This window comes from Pseudomonas sp. 7P_10.2_Bac1 (assembly GCF_025465935.1).
Lineage (GTDB): Bacteria > Pseudomonadota > Gammaproteobacteria > Pseudomonadales > Pseudomonadaceae > Aquipseudomonas.
The window spans coordinates 1-6,239 of the sequence record NZ_JANLNV010000004.1 but is presented as its reverse complement, the minus strand read 5'-3'; the positions used below and the strand labels follow the sequence as shown (position 1 = coordinate 6,239).

The following is a 6,239-nucleotide window of genomic DNA, read 5'->3' as shown; positions in this document are numbered from 1 at the left end:
TGAAAGGCTGCTATCGACCCAAAGCGGTCACTGGAAGGTCAAAACTACCCGACACGCTTCACTCTTCTGTACTGAGCAACTCTAGATAGGAACAGACTGTGTACCAAAAGATTGTTGATTAATCGTCCTCTATCTTTCCTAATATATCCTCCGCTTTTTCAACATTGAGCACTCTCACCATAGACTTTCCAAACCCCAGTGGAAAAATTGGATTTGATGGGTCGATAGAAATGAAAAACTCGAGCAATGTACCCGCTGATTGCGTGTATTGGTATACGGCCTCCGCGAATAACTCTTCCAATACCGCGTTCGTATTGGTTGATTTGCTATGTATGATTTCGTTTCTCAGTCTTTCCAAGTTTTTGAAGTTAGACCAAAAACCTTGAGATTGCGGTGGTGGGCATTCTAAGATTGACGGCAATATTGCTGACACCTTTTCTGATGTGGCTATCCAGCGTTCGATTTGCTCTTTGTTGTAATGTTCTGTAGATTTGCTCGTTGACTTTTTGTATACGTATGAGTCAGGAATTGTCGCATTGCAAAATGACTCTACCGCTTTGAACGCGAAAATTATCGCTGTTTGTATATTTTCAAGGTAATCGTATGCAAGACCTACATTTCTATCGTAGATAGACTCGGTGGATAGAGATAGCTGTTCGAGAGCACTTTTTCTCCTTCTGGCGTGCTTTAATGCCTTGGTTGCCACGCTTAATGATAAGGTGATTTCATTTGGGATCACCAATGTGATTGTGTTGGGCCCAATTTTGGGCTTTATTATTTTTTGAAAGAAAGCTGTTTTATTTGTAGATGTCTCGTGAATTCCGATTGGTTTATTTGACCGTTTATCGGGTGTCGGAACAACCTCGTTGGTATCATCTGGATTGCACATGTGGTGAACGCAGATCAGCTGGGTATGCGGCTTTAACAATTTTTCACTCCGGAGATAGTGTCCGCTAATCTATTATTCGTATCTCAGCTCACCGAACAAGCTGTACATTAAATCTCCATCCAAAACTTCAAATGGGAGTTCGACGTAATCGTCACGATGACGTGGCATGGCTTTACCATCATGCGGGGCGTTTTTGGTGTGCCCCTGCACTCGCTCGCCGTTTTCTTTGATGTAGGGCAACACTACGATTCGGCCATGGTTTTTGGATAGAATCGTACCTTCAAGCCACATTGCATCGCCCGCCTCTGACTTGCCCGACGTACCAACTTGCTTCACGACCCATTGCGGAATATTGCTATCCTCGTACCAAAATACAAAACTACCCACGATCAAAACATGCTGCCCCCGACGCAGCGCGTCTGCGAGCAAAAGTTTCACGCTGGCAAGGTGTAGTAGCTTGTTTGCGCGAGGAAGAAGCTCATCGCGGATGGCAGCTTTGGTTTGGCCCCAGTGATCAGTACCGCTCCTCCCAAATCCCCGCGCGATTTTCTCGCGGTAAGCGTAAAGGCCCACCTTGTGACTATTTGCTCCAATGACGCGCCAAGTTAAGTCACATTCGCGCTGGAGACACACGCCATACCGCGCCAAGAAAACGAAGTGCACATAAGGGTGTTGCAGTAGGCGTTTATGCAGCTCTTCTTGTAGGACGTCGCTACCATCCAAGACAGTCAGGTCTTCCAGTCGAGGTCGAGCGTCCGCTGCATGGCGCTTGATAGCTTCCATTAGCATGAGCCTTTCCTCGCTCATCAACCGTTCTTCGGCCGTCAGCGCCTTGTGCACTTTTAATCGTATCGATTCGGCCTGTTCAAGTGGTAAAGCGAGATTTTTTACCGCATGTTCGAGCAGGAGATTTGTGGATTTGGCCTCCGCTACAGCAGCGTCGTAATCTTGATAGGTAATCGAGCCGTAGCCGCCATGGGCGACGTCGTCGCGACGAAGATACCAAGCAACATTCCCGTCTGGTTTCAGCTGTAACTCAAACATATGCCAGACCGCGTCATCTTTGATCCATTGCTGTGGCCAGCAGCCTAGAACGGGTAGACGGTCGCGGTGTCGCCGCAATGGTTTCATCCCAAATCGCTCCTTTTACCTGGACGATTGATCTTACGCAGAAACGCTCCTATCAAGCCACCAGTTCTACTTGCTCCTGCCTGTAGGCTTTGTGAATGGACTTTCGTCTTGTTCTGATTAGCAACAACTTTAGAGATCAGATGACCGCTTTTGGCCGAAAGCAGACTCTTTTTGTCCGTGTGATCCAGCAACCGGCGTGAATCCCCCAGATGGCCAATCTCGCTCGCCGCCTTTGGCCTGATATCCCGGATTGAAACTTGCGCACGCTCTCGGCCAGCGTCGTGTCCGGGTTATCAAGTGCCTTATTGACAGCTTTTAGGCGCACATCATCGAAATGCAACCGTAACAAGGCTGCCGAGATTGCTGACCTGCGTCTGTCAGTTCTGCTCGACGCCAACGGCGCAACGGGTTATGACGCAATGCAAGCCACCACCAGCGACGGCGATATGGGACTGATCGTGTTACAGACCTGTCAGGCCCACGCCAAAGAAGTCTCAGGAACGAAATAAACAGTACGGCTGAAGTTCTCTGATCAACCATTAAAAGCGGAAATTAATCGGCTATCCGCACAGCAGTTGGTATCGCCGACTGAACAATGATGTGCCAGCAAAACTCTTGACAGATCAATCACGTTTACCTAAGGTCAAAACAACGAGTAATAACCATACAAAATGAAGGGCATCAGTAGCTTACGAATATTGATGATTGAGTCGTGTGTTGAACATACATTAAACATGAGCAGTGACGGCTTATGTCTTAATGTAATAAGGAGTGGATGTGCCTGGTTTGACAAGGGTTGAAGGTATGCGCGAATACAATGCACCAGCAGGAGGATGGGTGCATATTGGAAATAATTGTAAATGCTATTCGTGTGCAAATGCGAATCTTTGATGAACTTCCAACTTTTAGTTAATTGATCTGAGTCAGTATTCAGGTGGCTGCCGATTTTCTAACTACTATACAAGTTAGGAGTTTTTGGGTTTTAGCGATTCTGATCTATAGGGTTATGGTCGTTAAACTCATTCTTTGATTTATGATTCGACCTCGGATGGGGCCAGGAAAATTGGTTAGAGGCCTGCTTTGATTGGTTTCTTCAATTGTTAGTAGGCATTTTTGTTAAGGGTTTTTATGTTTTGTAGTAAGGTTAGAGCGTCGAGTTGTGAGAAGTATAGCGAGTGTGGGCGTAGTGAGTTAGTTGATTCTTCTATGGTTGAGATGTTAAGGGGATTTAAGGGAAGCATAAGTTCTGCTGGTGATAGCCTAAAGCTTAATGAGATGTATGGCAGGGCGTCCGGATATATTGAGGCTTTGTATGATGCTGGCTTAGTTGAGGGGAATGAAGCTGCTGATTATCTTGAGGGGGTAATTGCATTGTATCGTCAGGTTACTTTTCTTCTGACTTGAACTTTCGAGTGGGCTTGAAGTGGTGCGCTCTGAGAAAGATACGTGAATGGGTTAATTCTCTGTATTTTAATGGAGATTGCTAATCTTTATTGGATTGGAGTCAGTCGCTGTGATTCCATTTTGGATATTGTCTTTCGGTTAAATACTGAGTAGCTCATGGTTTGTTGTGAATTGCCCTGTGTTGACTATAAGCGCTCTGAGTTTAGGGAATAATTCGGATTTCGAATAATACTGTTGAAGCTTGAGGTATGTTTTATTTTTTGTGTGGGGATTGCTTTTGCCTAGACAAGAATAAAGCACGGAGGACGCGTTAAAGAGGTGTCAGAACTAAAGAGCAGAATAGAGCGCGGCCCGTAGTCATCCGCTTCCATCGAGGTTATGGTACGGGACATATTCTGTATACATATCCATGATGGTCTTGAAACCATCAACTCTAACAGTCTCTAAAGCCGAATTTTTAAGCCAGCGCTACATTGCAAAATAGGCTGAGCCGATTTTAGCGGGGCATCTCATTTTCGGGGGCTTGGAAGGTTGGTTTTTATGAGGTATTCCAAAATGTTTGCGAATGCATTCTATAGCTGAGTTTTTAGGGTTTTGCGTGAGAGCTGTGACGCTATAAATGTCGCTGCGTAAAATCTTTCTGGAGAGTGATAGGCGAATTATCAGATGTTTATGAGACTCAAAAAAATATCGGTCTTGCCCCAGTTTTGTGCCTCTGGTTATATGACTTACTACAAAAAAACCGGAGACGAAAGTTAATCAAAATAGGGGCAAGCTCATTAGTTATTTTTTGTGTTTGAAGTCAATAACCATTCGGCCGGTAAATTTTCCCTGCTCCATTTCTTCAAAAATAGTATTTATGTCTTCGAGCGGACGCATGGATACTTTTGGTACGACTTTCCCTTCGGCACCGAAACGGAAGGCCTCTTTCAAGTCTTCACGAGTACCTACCAGAGAGCCGACAACCTCAATGCCATCCAGCACCAGGCGTGGAATACTCAGGTCCATCGTTTCTACTGGAAGCCCCACCGCCACAACACGCCCCGCGGCGCGGACACTGGCAACTGCAGAGTTAAATGCTGATTTTGCGACGGCTGTCACTACTGCGGCATGTGCACCGCCGACTTCTTTCTGAATGATTTCATCAACATTGTCTGTCTTCGGATTCAGGATCAAATCTGCACCCATCTCTTTTGCCAGCGCCAGTTGCTTATCATTAACATCAATAGCGATCACTTTGGCATTGAAGACATTTTTAGCATATTGCAGTGCTAGGTTTCCCAGCCCGCCCAGGCCGTAGATTGCCAGCCATTGTCCCGGTTTTATACCTGAAACTTTAATAGCTTTATAAGTGGTCACGCCAGCACATGTAATGCTACTCGCCGCAGCGGAATCAAGACCGTCGGGTACTTTTACCGCGTAATCAGCGTTGACAATGCACTCTTCAGCCATACCGCCGTCCACGGTATAGCCGGCATTTTTAACTTGTCGGCAGAATGTCTCTTTGCCGCTGTTGCAGTATTCACAGTTGCCACAACCGCGGAAGAACCAAGCGACACTAGCACGGTCTCCAACTTTAAGTGATGTTACGCCCTCCGAGACTTCAGTTACTACACCGATGCCTTCATGTCCGAGAATTATGCCGGATACATCACCGAAGTCCGCGTTTTTTACATGCAGGTCTGTGTGGCATACACCGCAGCACTCCATTTTCAGCAGTGCTTCTCCATATTCTAGAGGGCGTAGTTTCTTTTCTTTTATTTCTACTGTCTTATTTTTTGCGACAACAGCTGCTTTCATGGTAGACCTCATTTATGGAATATCTGAAGGCACATGTTCAATAACATAACTGAACACGAGGGATTACAGTGTAGCTGCGTTTTCCTAGGTCGTTGATGTTTGTGCCCAGATTGTGTGCTGATGCGCTAGCTCCTTATCCGGAATGAGTGTGATAGCTAAGGCAGGGGCCCCGTTGAGCGTCTTAGTTGGCCTTCGTAGCTTCAATCTGCCAGGGACTCGTTTTAACAGATGCTTGCTGAGGATGCTCACGACCAGTTTTTTTAGGCACGCTGACGGCCTGAGTGAGACCGCTTGTCGTGGCTAGTTGGCGTGTAAACCCTATTACGGTTTATGAGTGTCGCTCTATAAAATCTGATTACGTGTTTACACACTATTTGTCGAGAGCGATCCCCAGTAAATCTTTGTTTGGGTAGAAGTGTGCTACAGATCTTCAGGCACTCGTTGAATAGGTACGAGTCCAAATTGTAAAAGCCGATAGCCGTGTAGTCAGTTTAATAAGGGCTGCATTCATGGTTCTATTTTTTAATTTGATGTTGATTTCGTTTTATAGGGAGGATTTTTTGGGGTCGATAATTATTGGGTAACCCTGCGCAGGGTCAGTCCCTCGTCGAAGATAAATCTATCTTGCTTGAGCCTGACATGCGGGAGGCGAGTGCAAAGGGGCGTGTCATAGCGATGCTCTGCAGTCGCTGCTGCCAGAGCCAGAGACTATGCAACGGCCAACACTTTGGCGTAATACGACCGAATGATGTGAAACCGACCATGGCTAAGCGGGTCAGAGCCTGTGGCAGAAGATAGCTGACATCAAAGTCAGACCTACTTAACTTCTTGTAATGGAGATACATCATGACCTCTACCCGAACTCTGCTAGGAAAAGTGGCTTTCGTCCAAGGCGGCTCTCGCGGTATCGGCGCGGCTATCGTCAAACACCTAGCTCGTGAAGGCGCAAAAGTGGCTTTCACCTAAGCATCGTCTGCCGACCAGGCCAATGCATTGGTCAATGAAGTAATTGCTG

At 46.3% G+C, this 6,239-nt stretch carries 4 protein-coding genes and 1 pseudogene; 2 read left to right on the top strand and 3 right to left on the bottom strand.

Translation table 11 applies throughout. The annotated features are described in order from the left end of the window. Positions 1–118: 118 nt before the first annotated feature. The gene (locus tag NTD86_RS00565) at positions 119–928 is read right to left on the bottom strand and encodes a hypothetical protein (protein WP_262200196.1); all 810 of its coding nucleotides are present in this window, start codon (positions 926–928) and stop codon (positions 119–121) included. 33 nt (positions 929–961) lie between these two features. Beyond that, positions 962–2,020, bottom strand: coding sequence for a hypothetical protein (locus NTD86_RS00560; protein WP_123753501.1), 1,059 nt, complete (start codon positions 2,018–2,020; stop codon positions 962–964). A 257-nt stretch (positions 2,021–2,277) separates the two neighbouring features. On the opposite strand from NTD86_RS00560, the gene NTD86_RS00555 reads away from it, so the two are divergent. Further along, the gene (locus tag NTD86_RS00555; RefSeq protein ID WP_262200195.1) at positions 2,278–2,529 is read left to right on the top strand and encodes a hypothetical protein; all 252 of its coding nucleotides are present in this window, start codon (positions 2,278–2,280) and stop codon (positions 2,527–2,529) included. A 1,678-nt stretch (positions 2,530–4,207) separates the two neighbouring features. Here the strand turns inward: NTD86_RS00555 and adhP are convergent. Further along, entirely contained in the window at positions 4,208–5,224 is a 1,017-nt protein-coding gene (gene adhP, locus NTD86_RS00550; RefSeq protein ID WP_262200194.1) for an alcohol dehydrogenase AdhP, read from the bottom strand. 843 nt (positions 5,225–6,067) lie between these two features. On the opposite strand from adhP, the pseudogene NTD86_RS00545 reads away from it, so the two are divergent. Beyond that, positions 6,068–6,187: pseudogene (locus tag NTD86_RS00545) on the top strand (SDR family NAD(P)-dependent oxidoreductase); the annotation flags it as partial. Positions 6,188–6,239: the final 52 nt, after the last annotated feature.

Coding starts and splice junctions, on each gene's coding strand:
- NTD86_RS00560 (WP_123753501.1), bottom strand. CDS start 2,020: ATGAAACCATTGCGGCGACACCGCGACCGTCTACCCGTTCTAGGCTGC.
- adhP (WP_262200194.1), bottom strand. CDS start 5,224: ATGAAAGCAGCTGTTGTCGCAAAAAATAAGACAGTAGAAATAAAAGAA.